Consider the following 17336-nt stretch of genomic DNA (forward strand, 5'->3'; position numbering starts at 1 on the left):
CCACACTTTCCGAGAGACCTAACTTTTATTCGGTCTTCAAGCTAACCGACGACGTTTACGACCTGTTAAATTGCTGTGCAGGTAGTTTGAACTGGTTTCATCAGGGTCCGAATCATCGTAGTCATCGCCGTCCGCGTCGGGGTCCAGGTCGTCAGAGTCATCGCAGTCATCGCCGTCCGCGTCGGGGTCCAGGTCGTCGGAGTCATCGTAGTCATCGCCGTCTGCGTCGGGATACAGGTCGTCGGAGTCATCGTAGTCATCGCCGTCCGCGTCGGGATCCAGGTCGCCGGAGTCATCGTAGTCATCGCCGTCCGCGTCGGGATCCAGGTCGTCGGAGTCATCATCGACATCGCTGTCTGCGTCGGGATCCAGGTCGTCGGAGTCATCGTAGTCATCGCCGTCCGCGTCGGGATCCGGGTCGTAAGAGCCATCGTAGTCATCCATATATGCGAAGGGATCCAGGTTGTCGGAGTTATCATCGACATCGCCACCCGCGTCGGGGTTGGGGTCGCCGGAATCTTCGTCCATGTCAGAGTTCCGGCTGTCAGTCGGATCGCCAGCATCTTTTGGAAGACTGTCTGAATCACTTGTATTCACGGACATTTTGATGATGGCTACATCCCGTGACTCGACTTTCTTGTAATCTACCTCCTGAAACGTGATAGAAGTAGTGTTAGTGAAGTCAAGCCCAAAGGTCTTCATTAATTCAGTCACTAGTTGACTAGAATAGATAACTGCTTTATTTGCGGTCTGTTTCAGATTGAAGTAATTATCGTCACTGGTGAATTTTTCACCTATGGCGATTGCAGCATTACTTAGAGCGATCTGTACACGTTTTGGGGAGCCGATCCTATTAATGACCTCCTGATCAATTGCGACTCGTTTACCGTTGCCCTTGGTACTGACCACTGTTACTACACCCTTTTTGGAGATGGTTCTGCTCGACTGTGTGCTATCTGAGGGACGATAATCTTGCCCAAGGATGTCGAGCACCTCGCTTGGCAGTTTTTTTTGGGACTTCTGATTTTCATTCATGGGTCATTTCTCCTTTTTGGTTTTTTGATTTCTTCGTTCAACGCTTACTAGATTACTAGAGTTCAATGTTTGCCTTTTGAGATGGGTGAAGGCTTTACGCAAGCAAGTGCTTACCAAAAAAAATCCACTTTTAAAAAAGTGTAGAGTTTATCAGGGATACAAACTCAATTTTAAATCCAAATAAAAGTGTCGTTTTTCAATTGATAAATAGCTAAGCACTTTAATTCGTGCTTAGCTTATCGAGGAGTGAGAGTAATTCTTTTTGCTTTCTTTTACCCAGCGTCTTTTCTTCGGTATTTTTTAGAGGAAGATTTAATTTATCCAGGATATGATCTTTTACATCTTGGATATAATGGAGACCTGAGACTCCATCTGGGAGGTAATGAATATAAAGCTTCTTCTGATCTATATGGGTAAATCGGGAGGCAACGAACTTGGTATACTGTGATTTGGGAAGGTAGAAAAAAAGAGCCTCTTGATCTGATTTCTTTATTGCAGCATTAATTATGTCTTCCCATTGTTCCTTTTTATCCCGATTCGGGCTAACAAAATGACAAACCGTATTGAACACATCATATTGTCTTGCACACAGGACAATTGCACGCCTTCTTTTGTATTTCTTTTTTGTCTTGTACGCTGCCCTATATCCAACGTAGAATTGACCGAAGATCCAAACGGCTGTTTCAGGCTCAGTTAGATTCTGGATAATTTCCCTTTTAAACATTTCCTCAACATCCTCCGAGTCTATGCTCCTAAGGGACGATATGTTTTCATAGAAATTTTCTCTTAATATTGTCCTGCATGACTCCAGAGATATAATCACCTCAAATTTATCCTCTATATACAAGGCCAATGTAGCAGGAGTCCATTCTGTAAGGGCATATCCGAACTTGGTAGGGGACTCTCCCAAGTCTTGAATGAGTTCATCCTTTTGTGATTGACTGAGTAAGGCGAGGTTACCCGGAGGACGCCTTTCTAAAAAGTGATCATGGCCCACCTCAACAAATTCCTTAATGTAGCGCTGTACGCTTCTTAGAGAAACTCCAAGTCTCATGGAGATTTCACTTGAAGCAGTTCCATCTAAATAGTATCTTATCGCTAAAAGGCGATTTCGTTTGTACTTAGGAATGCCGTCATTCAAAAGTTCCCTTTCTATGCAATCGCGAACATCCACTTATCCATCTCCTTTTCTGCAAAGACATCGCACTAATGATCATAGATTTTTAGAGCCAAGTTTTTAATTCCTTCATTCCTTTCTATGTACCTACGTGCCGTACGCCGAGCGTCTCAGCGTCATACATAGATATAATATACATTTAAATTCCCGTTTGAGAGCGAGGCATATTAATGATGACCCATTACAAGATTATTATCTTGTAACAAAAAAAGAAAGGCTGCAGCGCAGCCCTCCTCACAAACTACTTCAAGATATTTTTAAAATTTGAAATCGCGTGCCAAAGTGATAATAAGACTAACCATAAAGAAGGGAAGAAGTTGGCTACGCTTTGAATAGGGTGGAAAACAAGCCCAATCAAGCTGCCTAAAACCAACATGATGATGGCAACAAAAACTCCACTTATAGCATGAAGGATATCCCAAATAGCAAAGATCCAACGTTCAGAGCTGTGTATTTTGAGAGAATTACTAAAATCAAATGTCAGGTTATTGATTAGTTTGCTTGGTGTATTTAGTAAATACGAAGCGTTATATAGGAAATTTGTGGAAAAGTCCAGCGTTGTTGGCATCCATGCCCCTTTAATGATCCGCAAGTGATATCTGAGATCAGTTTCTCCGTAGGCAGTCGCTATCGTCCTTTTAGATTTGGCGGAGGTTTTTCTGATTTCTTTTGCGAGTAATTTTGAGTCGAATGTCTCTACAAAATTAACAAAGAACGCCTTGCCGTATTTAGTTGCCTCGGATTCGATTGAATCTGGACTTTCTGTTAAGGCCGATAGATCTTTGGTCTCACCTGAAACTGAAAACGTCGAGGCTAGAATTTTGACATCGTATTTTTCTTTTAAGCTAGACATTGAAGTCCATGAGTATAAAATAATCGCTGAAATTACTGCTATCGTAGCAAAGTAGTCAAAAAATTTGTTTTTCAAGATGAATGCTTCCTCCTACACCTTTTCAATGTGTTTACTTAGTAAATGCACCATTATTATATGTGAACTCATCAAAAAGGCCTTGAGATCCATATGGTAGTGTAATCTTATTGTTACTTAGATTAATATCAGATTGTCCTTCTGCATTCATCAGAAGTTCTAGCGGTGAAGTTCCATTTTCAAGCGCAACAAAGTTATAACCGAACACCCACACAAATGTTTGGTCAACTTGATTACTTGCAGCGACAACCACTTCTGGAGTGCCGTCGTTATCGAAGTCGTAATCTCTAAGATACAAACTGAACCCGGACTTAAGATCACCAAATTCATCAAATGGTCCATCTTCATTAGTAGGCAATTCAAGTTTCCAACCTGTCTGCATGCTGTCAATAAAGACACGTAGATTGATTCCGTTTGGTGTATCAGCTCCGATGATTACCGAAGCCTTTTCTCCGTCCAATTTCAGGGGGATCTCCTTTTCCTTGTCCGAAGTATCCCAAATTAAAAAGTTCATAAGTGAGATGTCAGATGTATTCTGTACAGTAGTCCCCTCTTCTTGTTGGCTTGTTTGTTTTACGGGGGCAACTGATTGGCTATCCTGAGGTTCATCTTGTGTTGTAGTGGCGTCTGGATTCTGTACAGGCTCTTCTGTCTTAGTTTGCTTCCCTTCGTATTTATCTGTTGCTTCTGCTAGTAGAAATGTCCAATCCGGAAGTTCGTGCTTTTCACCATCCACTGAGAATTCGACAGGATCAAACTGATCCGGGCCAAAAACTTGTAAGATGGATCGGATGTGTACACTGACGCCTTGATCAGAGTAGGTGGATTCATACATAACGAACTTGTCAATATCATCCTGATCTCCATTACGTGCTACCTGAGACCATTCAACATTACTAAAAATCTCTTTGTTTTCAAGCACCTCTTGCAAAGCGTAAGGTTTTCCTGGAATAGCTGTACTTTCTTTAACCCAATGGACATACTTGTTGTCAAAGCTGCCTCTTGAGGAGATTGCAACGAACAAAATAAGTAAAGCAATTACTGCTGCTGAACTAATCATAAAGATGGCCTTCTTTTTGTTATTCTCCCTTATTGGTTTGAGAGGGGAATGCGAATCTTTTGTTTGTAATTCACTGGAACAGGCTACTTCGGTGTATTGATTTACTGTTCTCGTCAGGAATTCTGCAAACTGATTGGCGGCACTTTTAGAACCGGACAGTATATTTATTCGGTTACCTAATGTATCTGTTATGGAAATGGTAGTATTGAAAGTACGCAGTAGGAAAAGTGCAGTTAATAACAAAGGCCAGAAAGTCATCGTTATAAGTGAGACTATTGCAAAAAGAATGGCGAATACCATATCAAACCAATTTATTTTTGAGCCTACCGATACCTTTTTTATATTGGTAATTGGTAATTCGTTGGTCTTTGGTCTGCTAGGGAAAGCACCTAAAATATAATTTTGTGCTTTGATGATGAGATTACCCTTTGAAAGGGTAGCGTCGCTTTTTTTCTTGAGATAAGTAAGGTAGCTAAAGCCACCATTCCAGACAAGGGTAAAATCCCTATTTGTAACCTTCGTTTCATTTGTTTCTTGACTGTTCATTGGACACCTCTTTAGTTTTTTCATGATGACGCTGTGTAGACACATTGGTCAATTCCTTTCCAGGGAGCATCATCGTGCATTCGTTTCACTGACTTTGTACATAGCGGTATTAATAATTGTAATTAGGAAATTAGACTCATAAGTTGAGAGACCTAAGAACCACGCCAATGCTCCTAATTATAAGCAAAGGAAGATATATATGGAAGTGGTTTTATTGAAAAACTGCTGCCTGACAAAAAACTCAAGGTATTGCTAATCATTTTTTAAAGAAATTCATTCAGATAAAAAGAACTATTGAGGTAATATATACCTATTATAGTTACTAAGAGTATCAAAAACAATGAAATATATAGTTTGATGGTCTTTATCGGACGACCCAGTCACCCATACTTTTATTTGTGAGGGGTGAGTGCAATGTCGGATTTATTGAAATTGGTAGGTGCAAGAATTAGACAACTAAGAACATTGCAAAGGTTGTCTCAGGCAAAATTAGCAGAGGCAGCAGATTTACAGGTTTCTTACATTGGCGGTGTGGAACGGGGAGAGCGTAATATCTCTCTGAACTCATTAGAAAAAATCACAGCGGCTTTGGGAGCCACCCCGGTAGATCTGTTCAGTTTTGGTCAGCTAGATGAGGTTGAAGGTGTTACCGAGAAGCAGCATATTCTTGAAATGCACTTATCACTCTTAAGAGATAGAAGTCTCTCGGAAGTCAAGCTGGTTCAAAGGATGACAAGAGACATGATAAGTACTTACGATAAGGAAATGGGACGAGATTAAAATAAAATTATAGGAGGCGAGCGAGCGGTGTAGGCCGCACCACTCGCCTTTTTATTTATCCTCGCGGTCTGACCGTTCGTAAATGAGACGAAGCCTGCACTTCAAAAGCTTACGATCTGCCTTTGCGAACTGGCAATGAGCTTCAAGCGCCACCGAGAATGCGGTGGAGATGTTGAGGCTGAGAGAATTCTTGTCGACATGCAGAAGAATGCTGGTCAGCAGGTTCTGTGACGCCTCAACTGTTCGAGCAGTTGATCTGCCTGCTCTGTCAGTTGGGCGATCGGGTTTTTGTTGGACATGGATGAGTCTCCTTTTCAAAGTAAATTGATGTTGTTCAGGATTTGTTGCTGTTCCAAAAAGCGTCGGTACTGTCCTTGTCGCCGTCGACGCAAGTGACGCAAACTTGCGGGTCAAGAACGGGCGTACTTCGGATTGATAGAGATAGATGCATCCGCATGCTTGCAGTAGAAGCGCATGTCCCGGCTCGATTGGTTGGCCTGGGCGGTGAATTCTGCTTGTAGCGTGTCATCCTCGAAAGTAAAGAAGTCACGTCCCTTCTGGCCTCCAAACAGGGCGATCATGGCGTAGTGGTAGCTGCCCGGGTTGCAGACACCACCGCTTCCGAGCGGGACAAGCTCGGCAACTTCCCCGACGGTGAGCTTTTCCTTGCGTTCCGGCTGCCCGTCGAGAGCGAGGAGCAGGCAGGCGAACAGCACGTCCGCATTTGCCCTTCCCTCGATTTGTTCGGGAGCGTATTTCTTGCAGTCGATGGCTTCCCAATTCAGTGATCGTATCGCGGGCTCAATCGTGGCCGGAGTCTTGCCCGCCAGCTTGGCCAGCGCGTGCCGGTTCCCGTACGCCTTCAAAAAGCGGTCTAGCTGCACACGCGCCCGATTCGCATCTTTGGGTTGCATCCTGGGGAGCAGTGCCCGGAAAAAGTCGGTGTAACGAAGGAGTCCATCCAAGCTACAGTCGTCGTTATGCTCGCCGCCGTCATGCCCGACCTCTTTGAGGAGGTCCCGCATCGCTTCTAACCGCTGTGCGTCCGCCAGCTCTAGCGCGTCAGGGGAGATCAGGTGGGCGAGAAATGAGGCGGTATCGAAGGCGAGGGGGTCGTTTTCGAGCCTGCTTGTCCAGAAGTCGAACACATGGGCGGGTTCAGCAGCCTCCTCCCGCACGAACTCCGGCCATAACCTGATGGCGGACAGGGCAGTCTGCCGCTGGGCGTAGGGCGCGTCCTTCCGTTGCCAGAATCCGCCGCGCCAGGACAGCGCTGCGCGAATCGTCTTCGGGTCGACCGCCTTCGGATCGGCGAACTGTTCGCGCCACTGGTTGAGCGGTTCCGTTGGGTACTTGGCGTAGGGGAAGTGTGTCATGTGCTCGTCGAGGTGATCGTTAATGTAAGCAATGACGGCTTTTTTCTTGTTCTCGCTAATGGTCAGATGCATTGTATGATCTCCTTTTCGCAGTTATTTTCGAGGGTTATTTCGAGGTGGTAGTTTGTTGCTAGCTGTGGCCGCTGCGAGGGCTTCGGGCGATACATAAAATGGCTCAGCCAGTTCAGATACCCAGTCTAACGCAAGTTCAATGGGACTTCCCTCAATTGCTGGTGGGCCATCCGCCCAATCTTTTTCCTGAGTGAATTCGATGCTGTCCTCGCCTATTGTTATAAAGAGATCTGTACCATCATAATAAGGGTTTACCGTGTCACCTTCCTGAAAAGTAAGAGCGACCCGCACTTGATGTACGGGTCGCTCTATTTCATGGATTTGGATTTGTTTTTCTGCGATTGCCAGGAAGTGAATGTCGCCTTCGGGATTGAAGGCTGATTCAAGCAATTTAAAAATTTGATTGTATAATGTGTTCATTTTATCCCTCCATAATACGATTAAGTTTGATTTTATAAGGACCTTAAATTAGATTTGAACCCTTTACCTATTAGGCTTTGGAGATAATTCCGGGACCTTGAAATATGATAAGACATCTGGTATACTTTGTCCATCAAGGACCTTAATAATTGTTTAATCCTTGTTTTATCAATGTTAATTCTTGTAGTAAGGATTCAAAATTATAAAGGGAGGATAACAATGGCATTAGATCGGTTACCAAGAGAGATTCGTGAGAAATTTGATGTAGTAGAAAGAAACCACGCAAGTGGAATTTTGCAATCTGATTTTGTGGATGAGTACGAGGAAATCCTTGAAGTTCTAAGCAAATTTGAATTGACCAGAATTGATATATTAAAGCCTGGGGGGAGAAAATCACCAATTTCCGAAAAATTAGATGGCGAATTTTATGATAGAGGTTGGGTAGAAAAGAAATTTGATATAAACATTACAATAGATGACATTGAATACCCGACTCCAACACATAAAGTGGACTGTTTTAAAGAGAAACAATTTTCTGATGAACGTGGGAATATTATCAAGAAAGGCATTGGTCTGGAAATTGAATGGAATAACAAAGATCCGTTTTTTGACAGAGACTTAAGTAATTTTCGTTTACTTCATGAATTGGGTGCCATCAGCGTTGGCATTATCATTACAAGGGCAGAAGAATTACAAGATATTTTTAACAACTTAGGGAAAGGGAGTTCATATGGAGCTTCGACAACACATTATGGAAAGCTAAAGAAGCGGATTAAGGGCAGAAATGGAGCGGGTTGCCCATTATTAGTATTTTGTATAAACAAGAACAGCTACGTTGACTGATAAATATAGGGAAGATAGGACTGGATCAATCCTATCTTCCCTAGCTTTTAAGGAATTCTCTTTTGTTCAAAAATCGTCATAATCGCTTGGCAATAATCAATGCTTCTTGGACATTTCTGCTCTTGTCTTCTCGTCTACCCATTGTGCTGTGGAGATAATCCACAGTTCTGGTTTCAATCATATAACGAATTCCGAGTGTTCTTGTAGCCAAATCAATAAGAGCCTCCAAATCAATCATTCCCGTGTTGCTGTAACTCAGGACAAGATTAGCCTCCTTGTCACTGATTCTTTGAAACATTTCTTGAAATGCATCTTCTACTTGAGTTCTGATACAAAACGGTGATTGGTGTCTGTCAGTTCTATATCTGCCTTTGTGTCGAACTTCTGGGTAATCATATTGCACCAACGTTTCTATGGCGTGATAGAATCTGGAATAATGAACAAAGGCATACGGAGGGTCAGCATAAACTACAGCATTTTTAGGGAGTTGCCCAAGGCAATCACGATAATCCATACAATAGGTATCAAAAGAGAAATTGTTTGTACCTAGAGTTTGTTGTAGTTCTTCCATTTTTCTAATGAAGAATGGGGTGATTTCCTTTCTTCGATAAGTCAAAATATCCTCCATGGAGGATTGACTTGTAGCGTCTCGATATTGTGCATAATGCCCGGTACTTTGGGAATTGTAAGACATCGCAAACATCAATGAGGCCAATATAGCGTGATAGAAAGGTGTTCCCTTGTACTCCTCAGCAGTTGCTCTATAGGCATCGATCCATACGCATTGACTAAAGGACCAGTATGTTCCCGAATAGTCCTTAGCAAATAAATGATAGTCAAAGGAACTAAAATCGTAGTCAATAAGTTGACGTTGCTTTTCTTCTAGCGACACAAACTCACCCACAGTGAACTCTTGTTCATAATCGAAGTTCAGTGCCGGGAAGGCTTCAAAGAATTTGGTGGCCTTCTCACTTGCTGAAGAAACCACATCTTGAACGAGTGATGGGCAAGACCCCCAATTATAGCTGGTTAGATAAGCTCTAGCCAAGACAGCAGAGTAGGCTTGAATATCGTTACTAATCATATGAGTTTGATTTCTGAGAATGCCTGATAGTACGCTAGAACCCGCGAACAAATCACAAACAGGCCCATCTGTCTTAACTTCGTTGATTGCTTCGACAACAAAGTTGATGATCTTTCTTTTGGAGCCCATATATTTTATAAAGTGAGGGACTTCTACTTCCTTGTTAAGGATCGCTATGTTATCCATGTGGTTTACCGCCTTATACTTTGTACTTTATTCTTAGGTGACAAGATGATATTATTGAATAATAAAGTAAATATAATTATAATGCATTGGAGCAAAGCATGCCCACTTTTTTTTGGGTGTGCTTTTTTGCGTTCAGAGGAGGTTATATGAAAAGCATTTTATCTTATCCGGTAAGAGGTAAGTGGGGGAAGTCAGACTACAGGGGAAATTGTTCGGGATATGTCATATTAGACTTATTGAAGTTTTATAAACCTCAAAAGTTTTTAGAAGTATTTGCTGGCGGAGGAACAGGTTACGAAGTGGCTAAAGAGTTAGGGTTCACCAATTCCGTTCACCTTGACCTAAATCCCCAGTGGGGCGGATGGAATGCTTTAAAAGATGAGGTACCATTAAATACCGATTTGATATTTAGCCATCCTCCTTATTTTGATATGGTTGTCTACTCAGGGCAAGTGTGGGGTGAAGCCCATGACGATGACCTCTCTAGAGCACTGAGCTACCAGGATTACATAGATAAATTAGACAGAGTAAATATAAAACTAATGAATAGCCTTCGGGTAGGTGGTAGATTGGCTATCTTGATCGGTGACTATAGAAGGAACGCCAAGTACTACTCTATAATCAAGGACATGAATTACCCAGGAACCTTAGAATCACATATCATTAAGATCCAGCACAACGTAACATCTGGACGGCATCATTACCGAGGGCGATTTGTGCCAATTGTCCATGAACATCTGTTGATTTTCCGAAAGACGACAAGATAATTATTGAATACAGAAAAGACAGCGTTGTTCTCTTTTCTTTGACTTTAAACGAACAACAGAAGCAATGGGCATTGTTGAGGAGTTACACCCGAACTTAGAACGTACGCTCTTGACGGGAACATATGTTTGATATATCCTAGAAAAAGGAACTAATAACAATGCTGATTATAATTCTAGAGGAGGCTTCAAAATGGCTGATAGGCATCAGATTACATGTGTTAACAAGTCAGAAAGATATAACCCACATGAAAGAATCACACATGTTGGTGGTAAAAATGCAGACGGAACAAGATGGCGTATTACACAGCAAGACGCTATTCAAGGAATTGAAAATGGAAAGTGGGCCTTCTATGTGAGCGCGGGCGGAAGGACTGTAGATGTGATTGTTGCTAAAAGTCAGTATGGTCACAAGTATTTAAAAACAGTTGCCGATGGTTCACAACCTGATAATCTGCTTAGCTTGTCTGAATGTCCTTTGTGAGTTTTCCAACCCAGTCTTACACTTGAATTTAAATTGAAACAAGCTCAAGGCACCCGAATGGGTGCCTTTCAATTTCGCTCTATAGATGTTACGGTGAACCGTATCACAAGTGATGGTACACACAAAAAGAAATAGTGTTTGATAGTAGTTATATCAGCGGATTAAGGCGATAGTGACAAGACGGTGGTTGGCATGACAACAGGAACAGCTATTGAGCGGCGTCAACTAAATAAGATAGAATAGATAACTAAAGTGAAATATGTTTGATTGCAAATCGATTAATATAATTCCAAAAAGAGTGGTAAACATGAAGTCATATATCAATTGGAGATATACGATCACCATCTACAAAAAAATGATGAAAGGAGCGTGATAAATTAAAAAGAAAAAGGAGCAGAACGAAATGATACAAAACAGAAAAGCAACTGTTAATGACTATGATATGATTATAAATCTTTGGGAAAGATCGGTAATGGCCACTCATCATTTTTTGAGTTTCAACGATAAAGAGGAAATCAAAAAAGAATTGCCCATGTATTTTCCTCATCTTGATGTACGTCTCTGGTATACCGAAGACTCTATCATTGGTTTTACCGCCATCAATGAAAATCACTTGGAAGCACTATTTCTCGATCCCGATAAAATTGGCAAAGGGTATGGGAAACAAATTATGCAAATATGCATCAATGGTTTTGGAATCACGTCCGTTGATGTGAATAAACAAAATGAGAATGCGACAAGGTTTTACATCAAAAGCGGTTTCGGAATAACCGGTGAAGATTTGGCGGATGGAGCAGGCCGCCCTTACCCCATTTTACATTTGAAATACAATGAACAGCAGAAGTAATTCTTCACGTCCAGGCTGTCGAGAAATCGACAGCTTTTTAAATAACTATGGAATATCTTTTATGACAGCACACAAAAGTTTAATGTTTTGCGAAACATAAAGTTACATAACTACTTTGGTGATTCAACAATTCTGTTAGAGGAACATCGATAGAATGATGGTGGAACAAAAAATCAAACGCGCAAAGTCGAGATTCGAACAAAAACTGCATTACTCTAATCATTAAGTAATGCTGTTTTGTTTATTGTTGTTCTTTGTTAGTTGAACCATTAAGCTCCCTCGAAATAATTCAGTTTCCTCACTCAGACTCATGAATTCGCAGGATTTCACCCTGAGCTAAACATGAAAGCAAAGAATCCAGGGGGAGTCGGTGGCTGGGGACTATAGAAAGGGCATGCGGGAACAAGGGTGTTGTGTCCAATACCCACTTTGTTCCATATCATGCACGTCTCCACGTCACCCTAGCGATTCTCACTCCCATGTCTCAACGGGTCAAGCCCTATCATTCCTTCGTCACATCTAACTAAGGGGTGGAGGTCGGTTTTTCTAACGGAACGGGTCCGAGCCCTTTTGCGCAACGTCTCCCGATACTCCGTGCTTCTTGTCATCCTGCGAATGCATCAACTGGTGAAATAACGCTCTTAAGCCGCTTGCGGAAACACTTTAGCTGAACTGTATGCTTCGTTGCTCTTTGCCAGACTGACGAGCATTCGAGCCACTTTACCGCATAGTTTCATAATGGATTTCATTTTCTTGAGCTTTTTCACATCGACATTGTAGTGGTGCAGGGCTCTAACATCCGGATTAGTCATAACCATGCACATCGTCATGAGATAAAGGAAGCGCCGGAGACGAGGGCGGCCACGCTTGCTAAGTACCATTTTTCCACGCCATTTCCCTGAGCTGGCTTCAGCCAGGTTAAGACCTGCATGTCGAAGCAAAGCATTACCGTGAGCATAGCCACTCAGATCACCGGCTTCACCTAAAATACCGGCTAAGCTGATTGCATTACACCTTGAATAGCAAGCATCTTCTTCGCATAAGGGATGCGCTTAAGAACGAGTTGGAGTTCATTTTCGATTTGCTCAAGCTGACGTTGGGCCAGGTCGTATTCTTCGAGTAATTGACTTAAGTGCAGCTTGTAGGCGTGCAAAGCCTGTGTAGCGCCAACGCTGCGTTTAGCCAATGCGATGAGCTGCGCGGCTCGCTGCAAACCCGCGTGACGTTTCACATATTGTTTCCAGCCGGCTATGACTTGCTCGGTTGTTAAACGGCTAATTTCTGTAGGAAGAGGAAAGAGCCTTAATGTGGCAATGCTACTTGTGCAGGTTAAGATTTTAAAGACTTGCCGCAGTTCCGGGAACACAATATCTACCCAGCGATGAATCTGGTTAACAGCGCTATTAAGCCGTTTGGTAACCGTGTCTCGGTTGGCCATGAGAATTCGCAGTTCCTTGTAGGCTTCCGGATTGAAACGTACGGGGGAATAGTAGCCGTTTTTGACCATATCTGCGATGACAAGCGCGTCCTTACGGTCGCTTTTAGAGGGAGTATTGTCCCGATTTTCCTTGTTCTTTTTGACGAGGTGGGGATTCACAAGAACCGCCTCAATCTCTTGCTCTGAAAACCAGCGAGCCAGACTCAGCCAGTAGTGGCCGGTAGGTTCCATACCTACAATAACTTTGCTCAGTTTGTAAGATTTGAGTAGATCTCGAATCCAGCGGCTGAACAGCTGAAATCCCTCGTCGTGGTTGCCAAATTCCAGCGGCGATCCTAGAGCAATTCCCCGAAAGCTGACCGCACGGGCGACGTGAGTCTCTTGGGCAATATCTACGCCGACAACCAGATGCGATGAGGAAATGTTTTCAATGAGTTGATTTTGCTTGTCTTGAGCTTTAAACTTCATAGTAGAGCGACCTCCTAGATGGTGAGATTAAAAGGGCTGTAGACCCGTTTCCAACTCCCATGTTACAGAGGCGCTCTTTTTTGTACAAAGTCCAAATTATTCATTCTACAGGAATTCTAACGGGCAGGAAACAAGATTTATAATAGGGTATATCGATTATAATTAGAATTATCTGGTATCTAAATACTTTGAAAGCATCATTTGAATCTTGGATTTATGTAAAAGATTATAAGTAGGAAGTGGAGGGACCTTCCTTCATCCCATGAGTCTTATCGAGAGTGAGCAAGCGTTCGTTGCGAAAATAATCAACGATTTGTTGGGGGAGACAAATGATGTCTAAAATCATTGAGGGTTTTAGTGCCTTTCAAGGAGAACATTGTGAGACGACAACAATAGGCAATCTACTTCAATTTGCGGGAGTCCGTCTATCGGAGCCGATGTTATTCGGTATTGGGCAAGGGCTGGGATTCATTTATTGGGATTCAAAGGGAATGGACTTTCCTTTTATTGGGGGAAGGGTGAAGCCGGATGAATTAACTGCATCCATAGCATCCCGGCTCAACTTAATCATCAAGGCGCAAGAAACCTCGTCTATTGAAAAAGCTTGGCAGAACGTACGGAGCTTCATCGAATGCGGAACTCCGGTGGGGCTTAAGCTGGACTCCTATTATTTGGATTACTTTACGAATAAAGTGCACTTTGCTGCCCACTATGCGGTAATATATGGCATGGATGACGAATGCGCCTACATGGCGGATACGAGACAACAGGGAGGACTTGTGAAGACGAGCTTGGCCAATTTGGCTATGGCTAGAAACGCAAAGGGGCACATGAGTTCTAGGAATCGTTCCTTTACGATCGAGCCGATCGGCACCCTTCCACCGCTTATCCCCGCGATACGATCATCCATAACCAAGAATGCACATGATTATTTAAACCCACCGATTCGCAATATAGGGAATAAAGGCATTATGAAAATGAGCAATGAAATCCTGAAGTGGCCTTCTCGCAGCAAGAATTTTGAGCATGATTTATGCCTGACAGCGTTATTAATGGAAAGAGCGGGAACCGGCGGTGCTTTGTTTCGGAATCTGTATCGAGATTTTCTAAAAGAATGCATGGATCTGTTTGGAGACCCAAAAGTAGAACAGGCTTACTTGTTGTTTACTGAAATCGCTCCTATATGGGTTAACGTTTCTTCTTTGATCGACCTTGCAGGAAGAACGGGTGACCTGCGGGAGTTGAGCCAGGCTTCCAAGCTTTTGCTCGAGATTGCCGATAAAGAACGAGCAGCCATGGAGTATCTTTGTAATTTGGCATAAATCGAGCCCTTGCTGGACGGATTGATGTATCGCTTCATTCCATCCGTGCTGAATTGTTGAGGAAATGTATCAGAAGGATATTGTCCTAATGGCTTATTTTTCTGAATATCTGAGCTGCATGGCAGGAGAGGAGCAGGGTGTCTGCTACATCGGGCACCCTACCATGTTCACGTAGGCTCACGCCGTTATTATATAGTATCTACGATGGCTTCTTTCGTAAGTTCCCGGTATAGGGCGAGTTTCTCTTCGGTGAGAGAAATAATGTCATCGATTTCTTGCCGCCTAGCTACCATTCCCATCAGATGCTTCTCAAGGATTTCCATCCGTTTTTCTAAGGTAGGAGTATAATTAGAAAGATGATCCCCTTGTTGGATTTTATCCATCACACAGCCCTCACGAGTAAATTCCGTAATCTCCTCAAGCGATAAGCCCAATTTTTTTAGTTTATTTAGACATTGAATGTAGGAGACCTCGCTTTCTTTATAAACACGTGCCCCTCCATTTTTACGCTTGGGTTCATGTAGTACCCCGATTTTTTCATAATAACGTATCGTATAAGGAGTTAATCCCGTTTTTTCTGACACCTGACTTATCGTAAGCATACGATTTCTGCTCCTCCTTTTATATGCTAATATTGAAAACTATTATACAGCTTGCAGTTAACCCAAAGTCAATGCTTACAACCGCTCCTAATTATGCCTTATAAAATCCCTTGACTTCTAGTTGACTCTAACTTGTAAGTTAAAGTTACTAGCGGAAATACAGGAAACAATAAACACTAAAGGGGTATAAAAATGGATAACGAATATTTCACAATTCAACAAGCATCGGAAGGTATTTGGGGAGCTATTTCAGTTCCGGGCAGCGGTTCTCTGGGGAATGCAGCAATTATTGATCTTGGGGATGTAACCGTTGTAGTGGATACAACTAACCTACCGCATTCCGGTGCTTTGTTACGTCATACTGCGGAACAATTAACAAGCAAACCGGTTAAATATGTCGTGAATACACATTTTCATGGAGATCATGTCAACGGCAATCAGGAATTTATGAAAAGCGAATTCATATCTACCGTTTGGACAAGAGATCTGCTATCTGATATGGGAGAAGTGAATGTTGATCTTATGCAGCAAAACATTCAAAAGTTAATCACGAGCCTAAATCATGTACGTTCACAGCAAAGAGATCCTCACATGCTAACCGAAATCGATTATGATCTTTCCGTACAGAGAGCCCTGTATGATGCCATCCCTTCCCTCAGCAGAGTGATACCCACGATAACTTTTGAAGATAAACTCGTTATTCGAGGAACAAAGCGAACTATGGAAGTTTTATCTTACGGAGGCGGTCATTCTTTAAGTGATGCTGTGGTGTACGTTCCAGAAGAGCAAACTTTGATCGCTGGAGATTTAATATCGACGAGGACGATTCCGGTCATGCCATATGGTAATCCATACGCTTGGATACGCATTCTTAAACGCATTCAAAAAGATCTTAAGGTCAATGCAATCGTTCCGGGACACGGCGATGTGTCTAACTCGGATCGAATCACGGATGTCATACAATTTTTGGAGAAAACGATCGCTTATGTTTCTAAGGCTGTAACAAGCGGGAAATCAGAATCATACTGGTTGGAACAAGGGGTATTACAAGGCTATGAGGATTGGCATCTGCCCCAGTATTTCAGATGGAATTTTCGCTGGCTCTTTAACAGTATGCTTGTTCAAAATAACAGATGAGACAACAAGCAACACTGCCAATACGCACTTCGGCATGCACCTTTCGACTTTCCGCCGATAGACCCGTTAAGCTAGAACCGTATCACATAAGGCAATATTTTTGTTACAATGTAATATGCGGCTAGCAATTAGGGATGGTGATTAACATGGGAAGAAAGCAGGCTTTTACAAGATCAGAGTTGCTTGACCAAACCAAGAGAGTGCTTCTTGAATACGGTTATGAGGGATTCCAGCTTAAGTTGCTATCGAAGAGCCTGGTTGGAGCAAGAAGTACGATATACCAATATTATGCCAACAAAGAAGAGATCGTTGCCGCATGTATGAAACGATCCATGGAAAATGTATTACAGAAGGCGTCGGCTATTGATGAAACGGATTGCATGGCTGCTCTTCAACATCTGCTGGATGTATATCTGGAAGAAGCTAATCTCCATCAATTGCTTGGATACGCTCATAAAATAAATAAAGCCAATTCTGCGGCTGCGGCCCATGATCTTGAATTTGTTGAGCAAGCGCACCTGACTTTAAAAAGTCAATTGGAGCGATTGTTTGCTCGTGCTCAGGAAGAGGGACACTTGAATACAAGCATCCCACTTCCCGCCATTATAGGTGTATTTTTTAACCTGATTGAAACTCCCAATATGATGAATATTCCAACTCCTCAGTGGAGCAAGCTATTGTACCAAATGTGGCTGGGAGGGGTAGGAAGTCGATAAGGAATACAAATATATTTGACACGCGTGTCATATAAAACCTATAATGAATAC

The 17336-nt window shown here is 42.6% G+C and carries 16 protein-coding genes and 1 pseudogene; 8 read left to right on the plus strand and 9 right to left on the minus strand.

Annotation, left to right across the window (positions count from 1 at the left end; all coding sequences use genetic code 11):
* Positions 1-36 precede the first annotated feature (36 nt).
* From PCH05_RS27165 to PCH05_RS04185, 4 genes are all read right to left on the minus strand, one after another.
* Complete coding sequence (locus PCH05_RS27165; protein WP_164766534.1) at positions 37-1035, minus strand: hypothetical protein; 999 nt, start codon at positions 1033-1035, stop codon at positions 37-39.
* Between the two features lie 220 nt (positions 1036-1255).
* Positions 1256-2209, minus strand: coding sequence for a helix-turn-helix domain-containing protein (locus PCH05_RS04175; protein ID WP_127600976.1), 954 nt, complete (start codon positions 2207-2209; stop codon positions 1256-1258).
* Positions 2210-2453: 244 nt separating this feature from the next.
* A complete protein-coding gene (locus tag PCH05_RS04180) occupies positions 2454-3140 on the minus strand; it encodes a hypothetical protein (RefSeq protein WP_127600977.1) in 687 nt (228 codons plus the stop codon).
* Positions 3141-3174: 34 nt separating this feature from the next.
* Positions 3175-4770, minus strand: a complete 1596-nt coding sequence (locus PCH05_RS04185; protein WP_164766535.1) for a hypothetical protein — start codon at positions 4768-4770, stop codon at positions 3175-3177.
* Between the two features lie 390 nt (positions 4771-5160).
* On the opposite strand from PCH05_RS04185, the gene PCH05_RS04190 reads away from it, so the two are divergent.
* Entirely contained in the window at positions 5161-5526 is a 366-nt protein-coding gene (locus tag PCH05_RS04190) for a helix-turn-helix domain-containing protein (protein WP_127600981.1), read from the plus strand.
* Positions 5527-5936: 410 nt separating this feature from the next.
* Here the strand turns inward: PCH05_RS04190 and PCH05_RS04195 are convergent, their stop codons facing one another.
* Together PCH05_RS04195 and PCH05_RS04200 are read right to left on the minus strand one after the other, a co-directional pair.
* Entirely contained in the window at positions 5937-6974 is a 1038-nt protein-coding gene (locus PCH05_RS04195; protein WP_127600983.1) for a hypothetical protein, read from the minus strand.
* Positions 6975-6995: 21 nt separating this feature from the next.
* Positions 6996-7394, minus strand: coding sequence for a hypothetical protein (locus tag PCH05_RS04200; RefSeq protein WP_127600985.1), 399 nt, complete (start codon positions 7392-7394; stop codon positions 6996-6998).
* A gap of 219 nt (positions 7395-7613) precedes the next feature.
* Here PCH05_RS04200 and PCH05_RS04205 point away from each other — a divergent pair, with 219 nt between their 5' ends.
* Positions 7614-8237, plus strand: a complete 624-nt coding sequence (locus tag PCH05_RS04205) for a BglII/BstYI family type II restriction endonuclease (RefSeq protein WP_127600987.1) — start codon at positions 7614-7616, stop codon at positions 8235-8237.
* A gap of 76 nt (positions 8238-8313) precedes the next feature.
* Here PCH05_RS04205 and PCH05_RS04210 read toward each other — a convergent pair whose 3' ends face one another.
* A complete protein-coding gene (locus PCH05_RS04210) occupies positions 8314-9507 on the minus strand; it encodes a DNA adenine methylase (RefSeq protein WP_127600989.1) in 1194 nt (397 codons plus the stop codon).
* Between the two features lie 146 nt (positions 9508-9653).
* Here PCH05_RS04210 and PCH05_RS04215 point away from each other — a divergent pair, with 146 nt between their 5' ends.
* From PCH05_RS04215 to PCH05_RS04225, 3 genes are all read left to right on the plus strand, one after another.
* The gene (locus tag PCH05_RS04215; RefSeq protein WP_127600990.1) at positions 9654-10274 is read left to right on the plus strand and encodes a class I SAM-dependent methyltransferase; all 621 of its coding nucleotides are present in this window, start codon (positions 9654-9656) and stop codon (positions 10272-10274) included.
* Positions 10275-10464: 190 nt separating this feature from the next.
* A complete protein-coding gene (locus tag PCH05_RS04220) occupies positions 10465-10755 on the plus strand; it encodes a DUF3892 domain-containing protein (RefSeq protein ID WP_127600992.1) in 291 nt (96 codons plus the stop codon).
* Positions 10756-11158: 403 nt separating this feature from the next.
* Positions 11159-11602, plus strand: coding sequence for a GNAT family N-acetyltransferase (locus PCH05_RS04225; RefSeq protein WP_127600994.1), 444 nt, complete (start codon positions 11159-11161; stop codon positions 11600-11602).
* A gap of 641 nt (positions 11603-12243) precedes the next feature.
* On the opposite strand, the pseudogene PCH05_RS04230 reads toward PCH05_RS04225, so the two are convergent.
* Positions 12244-13508: pseudogene (locus tag PCH05_RS04230) on the minus strand (IS110 family RNA-guided transposase).
* Between the two features lie 332 nt (positions 13509-13840).
* Between PCH05_RS04230 and PCH05_RS04240 the strand changes: the two are divergent.
* On the plus strand, positions 13841-14830 hold the full coding sequence (locus tag PCH05_RS04240; protein WP_127600997.1) for a BtrH N-terminal domain-containing protein: 990 nt from the start codon (positions 13841-13843) through the stop codon (positions 14828-14830).
* 188 nt (positions 14831-15018) lie between these two features.
* Here PCH05_RS04240 and PCH05_RS04245 read toward each other — a convergent pair whose 3' ends face one another.
* Positions 15019-15432, minus strand: a complete 414-nt coding sequence (locus PCH05_RS04245) for a MerR family transcriptional regulator (RefSeq protein WP_127600999.1) — start codon at positions 15430-15432, stop codon at positions 15019-15021.
* A gap of 192 nt (positions 15433-15624) precedes the next feature.
* Here PCH05_RS04245 and PCH05_RS04250 point away from each other — a divergent pair, with 192 nt between their 5' ends.
* Both PCH05_RS04250 and PCH05_RS04255 read left to right on the plus strand, forming a co-directional pair.
* On the plus strand, positions 15625-16569 hold the full coding sequence (locus PCH05_RS04250) for an MBL fold metallo-hydrolase (protein WP_127601001.1): 945 nt from the start codon (positions 15625-15627) through the stop codon (positions 16567-16569).
* Between the two features lie 146 nt (positions 16570-16715).
* A complete protein-coding gene (locus PCH05_RS04255; protein WP_127601003.1) occupies positions 16716-17285 on the plus strand; it encodes a TetR/AcrR family transcriptional regulator in 570 nt (189 codons plus the stop codon).
* Positions 17286-17336: the final 51 nt, after the last annotated feature.

The organism is Paenibacillus chibensis (assembly GCF_004001045.1).
GTDB lineage: Bacteria > Bacillota > Bacilli > Paenibacillales > Paenibacillaceae > Paenibacillus_AQ > Paenibacillus_AQ chibensis.

Bases quoted from the DNA above. Each gene is read 5' to 3' on its own strand.
- PCH05_RS27165 (WP_164766534.1), bottom strand. From the start codon at position 1,035: ATGAATGAAAATCAGAAGTCCCAAAAAAAACTGCCAAGCGAGGTGCTC.
- PCH05_RS04245 (WP_127600999.1), bottom strand. From the start codon at position 15,432: ATGCTTACGATAAGTCAGGTGTCAGAAAAAACGGGATTAACTCCTTAT.
- PCH05_RS04205 (WP_127600987.1), top strand. From the start codon at position 7,614: ATGGCATTAGATCGGTTACCAAGAGAGATTCGTGAGAAATTTGATGTA.
- PCH05_RS04255 (WP_127601003.1), top strand. From the start codon at position 16,716: ATGGGAAGAAAGCAGGCTTTTACAAGATCAGAGTTGCTTGACCAAACC.
- PCH05_RS04185 (WP_164766535.1), bottom strand. From the start codon at position 4,770: ATGAAAAAACTAAAGAGGTGTCCAATGAACAGTCAAGAAACAAATGAA.
- PCH05_RS04250 (WP_127601001.1), top strand. From the start codon at position 15,625: ATGGATAACGAATATTTCACAATTCAACAAGCATCGGAAGGTATTTGG.
- PCH05_RS04190 (WP_127600981.1), top strand. From the start codon at position 5,161: ATGTCGGATTTATTGAAATTGGTAGGTGCAAGAATTAGACAACTAAGA.
- PCH05_RS04215 (WP_127600990.1), top strand. From the start codon at position 9,654: ATGAAAAGCATTTTATCTTATCCGGTAAGAGGTAAGTGGGGGAAGTCA.
- PCH05_RS04210 (WP_127600989.1), bottom strand. From the start codon at position 9,507: ATGGATAACATAGCGATCCTTAACAAGGAAGTAGAAGTCCCTCACTTT.
- PCH05_RS04220 (WP_127600992.1), top strand. From the start codon at position 10,465: ATGGCTGATAGGCATCAGATTACATGTGTTAACAAGTCAGAAAGATAT.
- PCH05_RS04200 (WP_127600985.1), bottom strand. From the start codon at position 7,394: ATGAACACATTATACAATCAAATTTTTAAATTGCTTGAATCAGCCTTC.
- PCH05_RS04240 (WP_127600997.1), top strand. From the start codon at position 13,841: ATGTCTAAAATCATTGAGGGTTTTAGTGCCTTTCAAGGAGAACATTGT.
- PCH05_RS04225 (WP_127600994.1), top strand. From the start codon at position 11,159: ATGATACAAAACAGAAAAGCAACTGTTAATGACTATGATATGATTATA.
- PCH05_RS04195 (WP_127600983.1), bottom strand. From the start codon at position 6,974: ATGCATCTGACCATTAGCGAGAACAAGAAAAAAGCCGTCATTGCTTAC.